General features: G+C 61.7%; 12 protein-coding genes. 1 reads left to right on the top strand and 11 read right to left on the bottom strand.

The genetic code is table 11. The annotated features are described in order from the left end of the window. Positions 1 to 93 precede the first annotated feature (93 nt). The 7 genes from ytfQ to pcsA form a co-directional block, all read right to left on the bottom strand. The gene (gene ytfQ / locus AMK05_RS10785) at positions 94 to 1,056 is read right to left on the bottom strand and encodes a galactofuranose ABC transporter, galactofuranose-binding protein YtfQ (RefSeq protein ID WP_064838451.1); all 963 of its coding nucleotides are present in this window, start codon (positions 1,054 to 1,056) and stop codon (positions 94 to 96) included. Between the two features lie 143 nt (positions 1,057 to 1,199). After that, entirely contained in the window at positions 1,200 to 2,276 is a 1,077-nt protein-coding gene (locus AMK05_RS10780) for a BMP family ABC transporter substrate-binding protein (RefSeq protein WP_064838450.1), read from the bottom strand. 54 nt (positions 2,277 to 2,330) lie between these two features. Beyond that, entirely contained in the window at positions 2,331 to 3,251 is a 921-nt protein-coding gene (locus AMK05_RS10775) for an ABC transporter permease (RefSeq protein ID WP_064838449.1), read from the bottom strand. Beyond that, positions 3,248 to 4,330: an ABC transporter permease gene (locus AMK05_RS10770; RefSeq protein ID WP_064838448.1), complete on the bottom strand. Its 1,083-nt coding sequence runs from the start codon at positions 4,328 to 4,330 to the stop codon at positions 3,248 to 3,250. The genes AMK05_RS10775 and AMK05_RS10770 overlap by 4 nt, the downstream gene beginning before the upstream one ends. Further along, entirely contained in the window at positions 4,320 to 5,888 is a 1,569-nt protein-coding gene (locus tag AMK05_RS10765; protein WP_064838447.1) for an ABC transporter ATP-binding protein, read from the bottom strand. The genes AMK05_RS10770 and AMK05_RS10765 overlap by 11 nt, the downstream gene beginning before the upstream one ends. A 39-nt stretch (positions 5,889 to 5,927) precedes the next feature. Continuing rightward, positions 5,928 to 6,908: a quinone oxidoreductase family protein gene (locus AMK05_RS10760; protein WP_064838446.1), complete on the bottom strand. Its 981-nt coding sequence runs from the start codon at positions 6,906 to 6,908 to the stop codon at positions 5,928 to 5,930. 10 nt (positions 6,909 to 6,918) lie between these two features. Further along, positions 6,919 to 7,647, bottom strand: coding sequence for a phosphatidylcholine synthase (gene pcsA, locus AMK05_RS10755; RefSeq protein WP_049735520.1), 729 nt, complete (start codon positions 7,645 to 7,647; stop codon positions 6,919 to 6,921). 358 nt (positions 7,648 to 8,005) lie between these two features. On the opposite strand from pcsA, the gene AMK05_RS10750 reads away from it, so the two are divergent. Further along, positions 8,006 to 8,818 (top strand): ferredoxin--NADP reductase, encoded by an 813-nt coding sequence (locus tag AMK05_RS10750; protein WP_064838445.1) that lies wholly within the window; start codon positions 8,006 to 8,008, stop codon positions 8,816 to 8,818. A 48-nt stretch (positions 8,819 to 8,866) separates the two neighbouring features. Here AMK05_RS10750 and AMK05_RS10745 read toward each other — a convergent pair whose 3' ends face one another. The 4 genes from AMK05_RS10745 to AMK05_RS10730 all read right to left on the bottom strand — a co-directional run bounded on the left by AMK05_RS10745 (position 8,867) and on the right by AMK05_RS10730 (position 13,112). Further along, positions 8,867 to 9,481: a GntR family transcriptional regulator gene (locus AMK05_RS10745; RefSeq protein ID WP_064838444.1), complete on the bottom strand. Its 615-nt coding sequence runs from the start codon at positions 9,479 to 9,481 to the stop codon at positions 8,867 to 8,869. A gap of 307 nt (positions 9,482 to 9,788) precedes the next feature. Next, positions 9,789 to 10,943, bottom strand: coding sequence for an IS4 family transposase (locus AMK05_RS10740; RefSeq protein WP_064836331.1), 1,155 nt, complete (start codon positions 10,941 to 10,943; stop codon positions 9,789 to 9,791). A 260-nt stretch (positions 10,944 to 11,203) separates the two neighbouring features. Beyond that, the gene (locus AMK05_RS10735) at positions 11,204 to 12,406 is read right to left on the bottom strand and encodes an ABC transporter permease (RefSeq protein ID WP_064838443.1); all 1,203 of its coding nucleotides are present in this window, start codon (positions 12,404 to 12,406) and stop codon (positions 11,204 to 11,206) included. Continuing rightward, positions 12,396 to 13,112: an ABC transporter ATP-binding protein gene (locus AMK05_RS10730; RefSeq protein WP_064838442.1), complete on the bottom strand. Its 717-nt coding sequence runs from the start codon at positions 13,110 to 13,112 to the stop codon at positions 12,396 to 12,398. The genes AMK05_RS10735 and AMK05_RS10730 overlap by 11 nt, the downstream gene beginning before the upstream one ends. Between the last annotated feature and the right edge of the window lie 3 nt (positions 13,113 to 13,115).

Below are 13,115 nucleotides of genomic sequence, written 5' to 3'. Positions count from 1 at the left end.
CGGGCCGGTGCGGTTCTACAGCGCTTGAATGCTGCATAAATCATCCTCAAATCGAGGCCGATTCAGGGATTTTGCAGCGGCGTCAAAATCAGATCAGTAGCCCTGACCCTTCTTCTCTTCGTAGACCTTCATCGGCTCGTCGGCAGGCGTGTAGAGCTTGGATTCGGTCTGGATCCACTTCGGCGGAGCCTTCTTGTCCTTCAGGTAGGCGTCGAGCGCGTCGAAGGCCGGGCCTGCCATATTCGGCGTCAACTCGACCGTCGCATTGGACTCGCCTTCGGACATCGCCTTGAAGATATCGGGAACGGCGTCGATCGAGACGACGAGGATATCCTTGCCCGGCTTCAGACCGGCTTCCTTGATCGCCTGGATGGCGCCGACGGCCATATCGTCATTATGGGCGTAGAGAGCGCAGATATCCTTGCCGCCATTCTCGGCCTTCAGGAAGCTTTCCATGACTTCCTTGCCCTTGGTGCGGGTGAAGTCGCCGGTCTGGCTGCGTACGATCTTCAGGTTGTCGTGGCCGGCAAGAGCCTCTTCGAAGCCCTTCTTGCGGGCGATGGCAGGCGACGAACCGGTCGTGCCCTGCAACTCGACGACGTTGCACTTCTTGTCGCCAACGGTCTTGACCAGGAAGTCGCCGGCGACCTTGCCTTCATGGACGAGGTCCGAGGTCACAGCGGTCAGGTAGAGATCGTCCGGAGCCTTGATGGTGCGGTCGAGAAGGATGACCGGAATCTTGGCTTCCTTGGCTTCCTTGAGAACGTCGTCCCAGCCGGTTTCAACGACCGGTGCAATGAGAATGGCATCGACGCCCTGAGCAATGAAGGAGCGCAAAGCCTTGATCTGGTTTTCCTGCTTCTGCTGTGCATCGGCAAACTTCAGATCGATGCCGCGCTTCTTGGCCTGCTCCTTGGTCACGGTCGTTTCAGCCGCACGCCAGCCCGATTCCGAGCCGATCTGCGAGAAGCCGACGGTCAGTCCGCCGGCCGAAGCCGAACCGAACATGCTGGCAGCAAGAATCGTGGCACTCAAAAGTGCAGTCTTCAATTTCATGATTTCCTCCCAAGCCGCGTCTCGCGGCGCAGGGTCAAAAAATCATATAGTATTACTTTTGTAAATCGGAATCTTTGCATGCACCGCAGCAAAAAAAGAGCGCCCACAGGGGGCGCTCTTCGCAACTGCGAATTGAAAGCCGCTTATTGCGCCGGCAGCTTGTCGTCGACGCCTTCGACATAGAAATTCATGCCGAGCAGCGTGCCGTCATCGGCCTTCTCGCCGGCCTTCAGCCAGGGCGTGCCGTCCTGCTTGTTGATCGGACCGGTGAAGGGATGCAGCTCACCCGACTTGATCTTGGCTTCGGTTTCCTCGGCCATTTTCTTCACGTCGTCAGGCATGTTGGTGTAGGGCGCCATCTTCAGGATGCCGTCCTTCAGGCCGTCCCAGCTCTGCTCGGACTTCCAGGTGCCGTCCAGAAGCGCGTGGACGCGTTTGGAGTAGTAGGTGCCCCAGGTATCGACGATCGCCGTCAGCTGCGCCTTGGGACCGGCTGCGATCATGTCGGATGCCTGACCGAAGGCGTGGATGCCGCGTTCTTCGGCAACCTGCATCGGCGCGGTCGTATCGGTGTGCTGGGTCAGCACGTCGACGCCCTGGTCGACCATCGCCTTGGCGGCATCGGCTTCCTTGCCAGGGTCGAACCAGGTGTTGACCCAGATGACCTTCAGCTTGAAGCTCGGATCGACCGACTTGGCGCCCTGCTCGAAGGAGTTGATGCCCATCACCACTTCCGGAATCGGGAAGGAGGCGATGTAGGCGGCGCCATGATTCTTCGAGGTCTTGGCGGCGATCTGGCCGAGGATATAGCGGCCTTCATAGAAGCGCGAGTTGTAGGTGGCGAGGTTGGGGCCTGACTTATAGCCGGTGCCGTGCTCGAACTTGACCTTCGGGAACTTGGCGGCAACCTTGACCGTCGCATCCATGAAGCCGAAGGACGTCGTGAAAATCAGCTTGCAGCCGGAACGGGCCAGGCGCTCGATGGCACGCTCGGCATCCGGGCCTTCCGGCACGTTTTCGAGGTAAGGCGTTTCGATCTTGTCGCCAAATTCGGCCTGAACCTGCTGGCGGCCGAGATCGTGGGCCTGCGAATAGCCGCCATCGGTGTGCGAACCGACATAGACGAAGCAGACCTTCGTCTTATCAGCGGCTTGAGCGGCCGACGAGATGCCGATCACGGCGGCGGCCGAGGCGGCGAGTGCGAATGCGTATTTCTTCATGGTAACCCCTGTTGGTTTGAAGTTATTGCGGAAACCCGTCTTTATCGTGTTGCCTTATCGCTCCGGCACGAAGGCCTTTCCGAGCGAGGCGGGCGTATTGATCAACGTCGTGCGCCGATTATGAGAAATGATGATGAGAACCACAATAGTCGCGGCATAGGGCAGCATCGAGAGGAACTGCGAGGGAATGCCGAGACCGAAGGCCTGCGCATGCAGCTGCAGGATGGTGACCGCGCCGAAGAGATAACCGCCGGCAAACACCCGCCACGGCCGCCAGGAGGCAAAGACCACCAGCGCCAGCGTGATCCAGCCGCGCCCGGCCGACATGTTCTCCGCCCATTGCGGGGTGTAGACGAGCGACAGCTGGGCGCCGGCAAGACCGGCGCAGGCGCCGCCGAACATCACCGCCAGGTAGCGCGTGCGGATAACCTGAATGCCGAGCGCATGGGCCGAAGCGTGACTGTCGCCGATCGCCCTCAGCTTCAGCCCGGCGCGGCTGCGGAACAGGAACCAGCTGACGCCAACCACAAGCGCAATCGACAGGTAGAAGATCAGATCCTGCCGGAAGAGAACATGGCCGATGACCGGAAGATCCGACAGGACCGGAATGACGATCTCTCCCAGCCGGATGCCGGGAACGCTGACATAGGCCTCGCCGAGCATGCCTGACGCGCCGAGGCCGAGAAGGGTGAGCGCCAGTCCCGTCGCCACCTGATTTGCCACCAGCGTCAGCGTCAGGAAAGCGAAGAGAAGCGAGAAAAGCGCGCCTGCCGCAATGCCGCAGACGATGCCGACATAGGGCGAGCCCGACATTTGCGCGCCGGCAAAAGCGGCAACCGCGCCCATGATCATCATGCCTTCGACACCAAGGTTCAGAACGCCGGAGCGCTCGGTGACGAGTTCGCCGAGGGCGGCGATGACGAGCGGCGTGGAGGCGGTGATGACGGTCAGCAGAATGGCTTCGAAGATGCTCATGCCGCGCCCCTGACCCGCGACCAGACGATGCGGATTTTGTAATAGATCAGCGTATCGCAGGAGAGCACGAAGAAGAGCAGCAGGCCCTGAAAGACGCGGGTGACCTTGTCGGAAACGCCGAGCGACAGCTGTGCCGCCTCCCCGCCGAGATATGTCAGCGCCAGCACCAGGCCCGACGCGATGATGCCGAGCGGATTGAGGCGTCCCAGGAAGGCGACGATGATGGCGGTGAAGCCGTAGCCCGGCGAGATCGCCGGCTGCAGATGGCCGATCGAGCCGGAGACCTCGGCTATCCCGGCAAGGCCGGCAAGGGCGCCGGAGAAGAGGAAGCTGAACCAGATCATCTTCTTCGACGAGAAACCGGCAAAGCGCCCTGCCCGCTCCGACTGGCCGAGCACGACGATCTCGAAGCCTTTCAGCGTGTAGCGCAGCATGAACCAGACGCCGACCGCGGCGACAATGGCGAAGATGAAGGCCCAATGCGCCCGGCCCGATTCTTCCCAGATTGCCGGCAGCACCGCCTCAGGCGCGAAATCGCGCGAGACCGGAAAGTTGAAACCCTGCGGATCGCGCCAGGCGCCGCGGACAAGCCAGTCAAGAAAGAGCTGGGCGATATAGACCAGCATCAGCGATGTCAGGATTTCGTTGGTGTTGAAATGCGCCTTCAACAGCGCCGGAATGGCGGCAAACAACGCACCGCCAAGCGCGCCAAGGATCAGCATCAGCGGCAGCACCAGCGGCGAATGCCAGTCGTAGAAGACGATCGGCAGATAGGAGCCGGTGATGGCGCCGATGGTGAACTGGCCTTCGGCGCCGATATTCCAATTGTTCGAGCGATAGCAGACGGCCAGGCCGACGGCGATCAGGATCAGCGGTGCGGCCTTGATCGCCAGTTCGTGCAGCGACCAGACCTCGAGCAGCGGCTCGACGAAGAAGGCGTCCAGCGCCTCGACCGGATCCTTGCCGAGCATGGCGAACATGATGGCGCCGAAGGCAAGGGTCAGGGCAAGGGCCAGCAGCGGCGAGACGAAGGCGAAGAGCTTCGAGACGTCGGGGCGTTTTTCGAGTTCAATGCGCATGGGCCGTCTCCGCGACAGAGCCCGTTTCGTGCAGGCCGCCCATCAGCAGGCCGATCCTTTCGCGCGTCAGTTCGCCGGCCGGATAGGGCCTGGAAAGCCGTCCCTCGGAGATGACGGCGATATCCGTCGCCACTTCGAAGATCTCGTCGAGATCCTGGCTGATGACGACGACGGCGGAGCCGGCCTTTGCGAGATCGACCAGCGCCTGGCGGATGCGGCTTGCCGCCCCGGCATCGACGCCCCAGGTCGGCTGGTTGACGACGAGCACGGCCGGCTGGCGATCGAGCTCGCGCCCGACGATGAATTTTTGCAGATTGCCGCCGGAAAGCGAGCCGGCGGCCGGATTGTCTCCGCTCTTGCGGACATCCATCGCTTCGGAAATGCGCCGTGCGGCGGATTTCACAGCACCTTGGCGGATGACGCCGAGCAGGCCAAGAAAGGCTTTCCGATCCGACTGGCTGCGGGCGAGCACCAGATTGTCTGACAGTTTCATGGCGGAGACGGCGGCATGGCCGTGCCGCTCCTCCGGCACGAAGCCGGCGCCGAGCAGGCGCCGGGCGGTGATGCCCTCGGTGCCCACCGGCTTCTTGCGGATGACGATCGCTTCTGCCGACGCGACCGGATATTCACCGGACAACGCATCGAAAAGCTCGCTCTGGCCATTACCGGCGACACCGGCAATAGCGAGAATTTCGCCAGCGCGCACAGCCATCGAAACATCGCGCAGTGGCATGGCGAATGGCGTGCGGGCGGCGACGGAAAGATTGGCAACGGCCAGTTGCACCTCGCCCTTGTCGCTGCGCTCGGGATGGGTGACGCTCGCCACCTCGCTGCCGACCATCATGCGGGCAAGCGAGGCGGGCGTCTCCTGCTTCGGATCGCAGGCGCCGGTGACGCGGCCATGGCGCAGCACGGTGGCGCGGTCGCAGATGCGCTGCACCTCTTCCAGGCGGTGGCTGATATAGAGAACCGAGCGGCCCTCGGCGCGCAGCTTGAACAGCGTTTCGAACAGCCGGTCGGCCTCCTGCGGCGTCAGCACCGAGGTCGGCTCGTCGAGAATGATCAGCTTCGGGTTCTGCAGCAACGCACGGACGATCTCGATGCGCTGGCGTTCGCCGACCGAGAGGTCGGCGACGTGAGCATGCGGGTCGAGCGGCAGGCCATAGGCCTGAGACAGCGCCCTCGCCTCCTCGGCGATCCTGTCGATCGGGATGGCGTCATCGAGCGACAATGCGATGTTTTCGGCAACGGTCAGCGCCTCGAACAGCGAAAAATGCTGGAAGACCATGCCGATGCCGAGTTTGCGGGCCTCGCCCGGCGAGGTGATCGAAACCGGCTTGCCCTGCCAGAGGATGTGCCCGTGCGTCGGCTCGAGAACGCCGAACAGCATCTTCACCAGGGTGGATTTGCCTGCACCATTTTCGCCGAGAAGCGCGTGAATTTCGCCCGGCGCGATATCGAGATCGATTTCATTGCAGGCGGCAAAGCCACCGAAAAACTTCGTCAGCTTCTGGACGGATAACAACGCACCGGGTTCCGGCACATTCAATGGCGACACGTTCCCCTCATTTCTTCTGCCGATCGGTCCGTTCGGATCTCATGGAATCAGCAGCGTCGTTCCTGTTGTTTTTCTTGTTTCCAGATCCGCGTGAGCCCGCCCAACCTCACGCAGCGGATAGGTTTGGTTGACATTGATACGCACTTTGTTGCTTTGCACAACATCAAATAGCGCCTTGGCGCTGTCGATCAGTTCCTGGCGTGCGGCAATGTAGGTGAAGAGCGTCGGCCGCGTCGCAAACAGCGAGCCCTTCTGCGCCAGCTGGGAAAGGGTGAAATTCTCGATCGGCCCGGAGGACTGGCCGAAAGAGGCAAAAAGGCCGCGCGGCTTCAGGCAGTCGAGCGACTGTGGAAAAGTATCGCGGCCGATCGAATCATAGACGACATCGACGCCCTTGCCGGAGGTGATCTCGCGGACCCGGACGGCGAAGTCTTCGCTCTTGTAGTTGATCACATGGTCGTAGCCATGGGCGAGCGCCAGCGCGATCTTGTCTTCAGAGCTCGCCGTGCCGATGATGGTGGCGCCGAGCGCCTTTGCCCATTGGCCGGCGATCAGCCCGACGCCGCCGGCGGCGGCATGAAACAGAAGCACCGTCTCAGGACCGACCTTGAAGGTGCGGTTCAAGAGATATTCGGCGGTCATGCCCTTCAGCATCATCGCCGCTGCCGTTTCGAGCTCAATGCCATCAGGCACATGCACCAGATGGCGCGTCTCGATATTGCGCTCGGCGCTATAGGCGCCATCGGCGCTGGCATAGGCGACGCGGTCGCCGATCTTGAAATCCGTAACGCCGGGGCCGACCGCCGTGACGGTGCCGGCGCCCTCCTTGCCGGTAACGAAGGGCAGGTGCGGCGCCTTATAGGTGCCGTTGCGGAAATAGACGTCGATGAAATTCAGGCCGACCGCCGCCTGTCTAAGCTGCACTTCACCGGCCGAAGGCGGCGGCAGATCGAGTTCGACATAGTCGAAAACCTCCGGCCCGCCGGTTCTGGAGAATGAAACCGCCTGTGTCTTCGTCATTGGCCTGTCCTCAAGCTTCGCGTCCGAGAGCGGGGAAGAATTGCAGCACCGCGCCGATGACGTAAAGATAGAGCCCGGTCACGATGAAGAGAATGAGCGCCCATTCCGGCGTGTCGAAATGCATCAGCAGCGAAAAAATGCCCAGCGCCGACCACAGGAAGAAGACGCCGAGATTGAGCGGGCGCAGCCTTTTGACGCGGACCGGGTGCAGGAAATTGATCGGCAGGAAGGTCAACACCACCGAAATCGTCACGACGGCGAGCGCCGTCGTCGCGCTGGCATCGATGACGAACAGGGTGAAGACGATCATGTTCCAGACGACGGGAAAGCCGGAAAAGAAATACTCGTCGGTCTTCATGCCCATATCGGCGTAATAGATGGCGCTGGAAACGACGATCATGCCGGCGGCGACGAAGGACCAGGGCTCGCCGATCATGCCGCTCTGATAGAGCGCGAAAGCCGGCAGCAGCACATAGGTGACGTAATCGATGATATTGTCGAGCGTATCGCCCGACCAGTTCGGCAGCACTTCCTTGACGCGCACCTTGCGAGCGATCGGCCCGTCTATGCCGTCGACGAGCAGCGCCAGGCCCAGCCACCAGAACATGTCGATGAAGCGGTGCTCGGCGGCGGCAACGACGCCGAGAAAGGCCAGGAAGGAACCGGAGGCCGTCAGGATATGGACGGAAAAGGCGCGCATCTCCGCGTAAGGAACGCGCTTATACTTGAAAATCTTCATATTCCCCCGACCGCTTTATCGCGCTCGCCCCGGCAAGCCTGTTTTTCGCCAACCATCACCGGCCCCCTCTTCTGAATCGGGTCCCGACGCCGTAGGTCTTTGTTGTCGCACCATTTTTGCCGAAAACCGACATGCAGTTCAGGCGCGCCGCCCTAATATGCATCCTTTGCCGGGCTTCGCCAGCGGGAAATACGACATTGCCCGCCGGCCCCCTGGTTGACCATTGAATCCTGACAATGACATGCATATTTCCCTTCAGGAGCACTGCGTGGAATGGAATGCCTTTAATTCGAGCCCGATATGTAATATCTGCCTCGCATCCGACAGTTCATCCGACGAAACGGGATCCGCTACCGCAATGAACGCGCCTGCAAAGACCGAAGACTTCGCCTCGTCCATCCCCGCCGGCGTCTACGCCGAGACGGTGCTTTCCGTGACGCATTATACCGACCGGCTCTTCCGCTTCACGATGACCCGGCCGCAGGGCTTCCGTTTCCGTTCCGGCGAATTCGCGATGGTCGGCCTGATGGTCGAGGGCAAGCCGGTCTTCCGTGCCTATTCGATCGCCAGCCCCGCCTGGGCCGAAGAGCTTGAATTCTTCTCGATCAAGGTGCCGGACGGCCCGCTCACCTCGCATCTGCAGGCAATCAAGCCCGGCGACCAGGTGCTGATGCGCAAGAAGCCGACAGGCACGCTGGTGCTCGACGCGCTGACGCCGGGCCGCCGTCTCTACATGTTCTCGACGGGAACGGGCATTGCGCCTTTCGCCAGCCTGATCCGCGATCCCGAGACCTATGAAAAGTTCGAGGAAGTCATCCTCACCCATACGACGCGCGATGTCGCCGAGCTGAAATACGGCTTCGACCTCGTCGAGGAAATCCAAAATGACGAGCTGCTGAAGGAAGTGGTCGGCGACAAGCTGCGCCATTATGCGACCGTCACCCGCGAAGACTTCGCTTATCGCGGCCGCATCACCGACCTGATTTCCTCGGGCAAGATGTTTACCGATCTCGGTGTACCGCCGCTCGATCCGGCAATCGACCGCGGCATGATCTGCGGTTCCTCGGCCATGCTGAAGGACACCAAGGAGCTGCTCGAAAAGGCTGGTCTCGACGAAGGCGCCAACAGCAAGCCCGCCGAATTCGTCATCGAGCGCGCTTTCGTCGGCTGAGTTTTTCCGACAACAGATATGACAACGGCTCCGGAAACGGGGCCGTTTCTATTTTTGGGCGAGATAGTCGATCAAGACAGCCATGGCGGCGCGCGCCTCGTCCACCCTGCCCTGATGAATGGCCCGGACGACGGCGACATGCAGCGCGATGGCGCGATCCATGCGCTCGGCGTTTGCGGTGGAGTACCAGAGGCGCCGCGAATGCGTCTGCACCGGGCCGAGTGCTGCGACGATAAAACCATTCGGGCAGGCATCCTCGAGGATTTCGTCGAAGGCCTTGTCGGCGGCGAAGAAGCCGGCGAGATCACTGGTGACAGCGCATTCCTCCATGGCGCGGGCGCAGTCGCCGAGACGCGCACGCTGCTCGTCCGTCGCATGTTCGGCTGCAAGGCTTGCAGCGATCGGCTCCAGTTCGCTGCGCACCTGCATGACGTTGCCATGATCCTCCGGCGCGATCTCGGCCACCTGCAGCCCCACACGCGGCTTCACCAGAATCAGCCCCTGCCACGCAAGCTTCTGGATCGCCTCGCGCACCGGCGTGCGCCCATGGCCCGCCATATCGATCAGCTGCTTTTCGGTGACAAGCGCCCCTGGCTTCAACGCCAGCGTGACGATCAGATGCTCCAGCGCGAGATAGGCAAGATGGCTCTGTGACGTCTGCATGCCGAAAGTCCGTCGCCTGAATCTGATATATCACATAGTGGCACGGTCAAAAACCGAACACAAGTCGGCATTGAAATATCAGAATAGAGACAAATAGATAACGGCGGTGTGAATTCGGCCAATACGATTGCTGACTTGATCGTCTATGCCGCGAAAGAACTCCTTTCATCGCCCTATCCCCCGCGGCCGCCGGGGGGAGATTGGAGCGTAGGGTTGGATCTGAGACTAAGTCTGGTGGAGTGAGCTATCTCCGGCGACTTTAGCCCCACTCTCCGTCATGCTCGGCCCCCAGCCACTGCTGTCCGGTTTAACTTGCGGTGATGGGCAGTGATAATTGCCGTGGATCTGCTTTGGTGATTGCCGGCGGTCTTCGCAGGGCGCCGATTGCCCTGCGATGCATGATGTTGAGGCGCACGAGCCTTGAGAATGCGAGCGGCTGAGCGATGTCTTTCTGGGCTGCCTGGGCCATTCGCAGCAGCAGATAGGCAATGAGCGCGACGAAGACCTGGATGCGCACGGCATTTTCCGAGGTTCCGAGAAAATGCCGGATCTTCAGGTTCTGCTTGATCCATTTGAAGAAGAGTTCGATTTGCCAACGCTGCTTGTAAAGGGTGGCGATCTCGGCTGCCGGAGCGTCGAGGTCGTTGGTGATGAGGCGGATGACCTTGCCGGTCCTGATGCGGACGGCGATCTCGCGCACCGGATCCTGAAAGGGGTTCTGCCGGGAACCGGCGAGCCTTTGCGGCAGGAGCCCGATCCTGTCGAAGAGAATGCCCGCAGCTTCATCGGCTGGCTGTTCGGCGATCGTGGCGACGAGGGTATTGCTCTTCAGCCTGGTGACGAAACGGGCGCTCTTTCTATCGATCTCGGCCCACCAGGCAAAATCGTAATAGGCAAGATCGAAGACATAGGTGACGCCCGCAGCAATGTCGATCGCCCTGGCCGGGATGATGTCGTTCGTCCTCTGACCGGTCAGCGTCATGGCGAGCGGCGCGTCGGCGTGCGGATCGTAGCAGACATGCAGTTTGATGGCCCGTTTGCCGCCAACCATGTCGGCCCAGCCGCCATACAGCGAGGAGACCTGGACGCGTGTGGCATCCAATATACGCAGCGTATCGCCGATATGACGGCGTATCTTTCGACTGGCACGGGCAGCCATGACGGAGAACAGATCGGCAAACAAGGCTGCCGGGCGCTTGGCATTGGCATCCGCCAGCGTGGCACGGGCCACACTGCGAGCGCCCAGGTGATAAAGGTTCGCCTCGTGGCTGAGCAAGCCGGCCTCGATCTCGCGCAGGCTGGCAGCGCCCGACAACTGGCCAAAAAGCAGCGCCAGGAACTGCGACTTCGCCGTCAGCCGGCGCACCCGGTGGTCGGCATTATGCTTGTCCACAAGACGATCGAACACCGCCCACGGAATATACTGTTGAAGCTGGTGAAAAACGCTATTCTCGTGCCGCATGACATTGATCTCCAATTCGTGTCCAGAACGCCGCGAAACGTCTGAAAACGAATAGAATCAATGCCATGCAACCTGTCCAGATATTTTAACCGGACAGCAGTGGCCCCCAGCCGAGCATCCACGCCGCATCCGCCAGCCGTCGTGGCATGGATCCTCGGCTCAAGGCCGAGGAAGACGGAGGGCGGGTTGGCGTTCCTCCCAAACTCACCCGGCGTAAAAGAGAGACATCGCGCGCTTTGCCACAACGCCTTTATCTTGCCTCACTCGTGCCGCAGCGCCTCGATCGGGTTCAGCCGCGCTGCTCGTCTTGCCGGGAAATAGCCGAAGATCATGCCGATTGCGGCGGAGAAGAGGAAGGCGACGGCGACCATCATCGGGCTGAAGACGAAAGGGACTTTCAGGAAAGTCACCGCCACCAGACCGAGGCTGAGGCCGAGGGCGATGCCGGTGATGCCGCCGAAGAGCGAGAGCGCCACGGCTTCGACCAGAAACTGGGTGAGCACCTGGTTTTCGAGCGCGCCGATCGCCAGGCGAATGCCGATCTCGCGAGTACGTTCGGTGACGGAGACCAGCATGATGTTCATGATGCCGATGCCGCCGACGAGCAGGCTGATGGCGGCGACGGCGCCGAGCAGGCCGGTCAGCAGCGTCGTCGTGCCGGTCATCGCCTCGGCGATCTGGGTCATATCGTTGACGTTGAAATCGTCCTGCCGGCCGGGGATGATCTTGCGGCGCTCGCGCAGAAGATCCTCGACATCGGACTGCACCTTGGCCGTGGAGACGCCGTCGCGCGCCGAGATGATGATCTGCGGCACGTTGCTGTTGCCGCTGATGCGCCGCTGGAACACCTTGACCGGCATGATGACGACATCGTCCTGATCGGTCCCCATGCCGGACTGGCCACGCTTGGCGAGCACGCCGATGACGGGGCACGAAACCTTGCCGACGCGGATCTGCTGGCCGATCGGGTCGGCGGCGCCGAAGAGCTGCGAGCGTACCGTCTCGCCGATGATGCAACGGGACTGGCCGCGCTCCTCGGCGGGGGTAAAATTGCGGCCGAGCGCCAGGTTCCAGTCCTGCGCGACGAAATAGTCGTTGGTGGTGCCGGAGACGCTGGTCGAATGATTCTGGCCGCCTGATATCACCGTCGCCGTCGACTGGTTGAGCGGCGCCACCGCCCTCAAGCCGCTGATCTGGTCGCGGATGGCGGCGACGTCCTTGACGCTGAAGCGCTTGGCTTCCGAGCTCGCCCGGCCGGGACCGAACTGGCCGGGGCGGACGAACAGCATGTTGGTGCCGAGCCGCGACAATTCGGTCGAGACCTGCGCGGTGGTGCCATTGCCGATCGTCACCAGCGCGATGACGGCGGCAACGCCGATGACGACGCCGAGCACGGTCAGGAACGAGCGCAGCATATTGCGGCTGATGGCGCGCAGAGCGAGTTTGAGTGTCTCAAAGAACATGATCCGCCCTCCTCTGGTGCTCGACCTCGGTCTCCAGCTTGCCGTCGACGAACCTGAGCAATCGCTGGGCATAGGCGGCGATATCGGGCTCGTGCGTCACCATGACGATGGTAATGCCCTGCTCGCGGTTCAGCCGGGTCATCAGATCCATAATCTCGACGCTGGTTTTCGTATCGAGATTGCCTGTCGGTTCGTCGGCAAGCAGCAACGCCGGTTGGGTGACGATGGCGCGGGCGATCGCGACGCGCTGCTGCTGGCCGCCGGACAGTTCCTGGGTCTTGTGATGTTCGCGGCCGGAGAGGCCGACCAGCGCCAAGGCCTCGTGCGCCCGTTCGCGCCGTTCGCGCACCGCCATGCCACGATAGATCAGCGGCAGTTCGACATTCTCGAGCGCCGAGGTGCGCGACAGCAGGTTGAAGCCCTGGAAGACGAAGCCGAGCATGTGACGGCGCAACAGCGTCAGCTGACCGCGGTCGAAGCCGGAGGTCGGGATGCCCTGGAAGGCGTAGTCGCCTGATGTCGGCACGTCGAGGCAGCCGAGGATGTTCATCGCCGTCGACTTGCCGGAGCCCGATGGGCCCATGATCGCGACGAATTCATGGGCGTTGATTGCAAGGTCGACATGGTCGAGCGCGCGGATTGCCGCCTCGCCCTCGCCGTAGATTTTCGAGACCTGCCTGAATTCGATGAGCGGCGGGCTTGCCATCCG

Origin of the sequence: Rhizobium sp. N324 (assembly GCF_001664485.1) — a bacterium.
Classification (GTDB): domain Bacteria; phylum Pseudomonadota; class Alphaproteobacteria; order Rhizobiales; family Rhizobiaceae; genus Rhizobium.
This window is presented reverse-complemented; position numbering and strand designations above follow the sequence as displayed.